The sequence below is a fragment of the Psychrobacter sp. 1U2 genome (assembly GCF_051847575.1).
Genome location: NZ_JBPYDC010000565.1, coordinates 1 through 971, shown reverse-complemented (window position 1 = coordinate 971; position 971 = coordinate 1). Strand labels below are relative to the sequence as shown.

1 protein-coding gene is annotated in these 971 nt (G+C 43.8%); it reads left to right on the top strand.

All coding sequences use genetic code 11. From position 1 onward, the window contains the following. A partial coding sequence (locus ACS8FD_RS17295; protein WP_439276759.1) for an OmpA family protein occupies positions 1-971 on the top strand: 971 nt, incomplete at both ends.

Here is a 971-nt window from a genome sequence, read left to right as displayed (position 1 = left end):
CAAGACAATCCAGAACCTGTAGCTACTCCAGTCGTTACTGAACAGTCAGTCGAAGATGATGGTCAAGCGGTAGCTGCGGTCGCCACTAGTGTGGAGCCAGCCTCTATTCGTATTGCTACTGGCGAGGCAAATACCTTATATGCATGCCGTATGAATGTGGGTGATGAGACATTACAAACAACCATTATGAATGCTATGAGTAGCACCTTCGGCAATGAGGCTGATAAGTGCCGTGCAGATGTAGATGATAATTTTTCAACAGATATGCTAGCTGCCGCACAATTGGCTTCTATCTTACCAATTATCAAAAGTGTGCCAAACGCTAGTATGATTATCAAAGGCGATGAAATCGTGGTTAATTCGGCTGATGCAGATGTACTTGATAAGCTCGTCTCTGACTTACAAGCGGCTGCACCAGCACTATCTATAAAAGCAGAGGGCCCATTAGATCTACAGAGTGAGATTGATGATAGTTTGGTTGCAGCAGATGCTGCTGTTGATAATCTTGGTGAAAACCCAGACCCTCGTGATGTTGCTCGTGCTTTAAGTATTCAGGTAATCAACTTTGAGCTTGATAAAGCGATGATTCCAGAGGTGAACAAACCTTTTCTTGATCGTGCTGCCAATGTTGTCCAAGAAGTCCCTAACGTCGAATTAGTGATTATCGGACATACAGACAATCAAGCCTCTGATGCATACAATATGGAATTGTCTCGTGACCGTGCTGAAGCTGTAAAAGAGTATCTGGTCTCTAAAGGTGTTGATGCAAGTAAGCTTACAACCAAAGGTATGGGTGAAAGCGATCCTATCGCTGATAACTCAACCGAACAAGGACGCTTCCGCAATCGTCGTATCGAATTTGTTGTTAACGACGAAGCTACACTGAATGGTACAGGTACCAGCGGTACGATTACCAATGATGCTATTGACCCAGACTTAAATCCGTTGGATAGCAATAATGATGATATGAC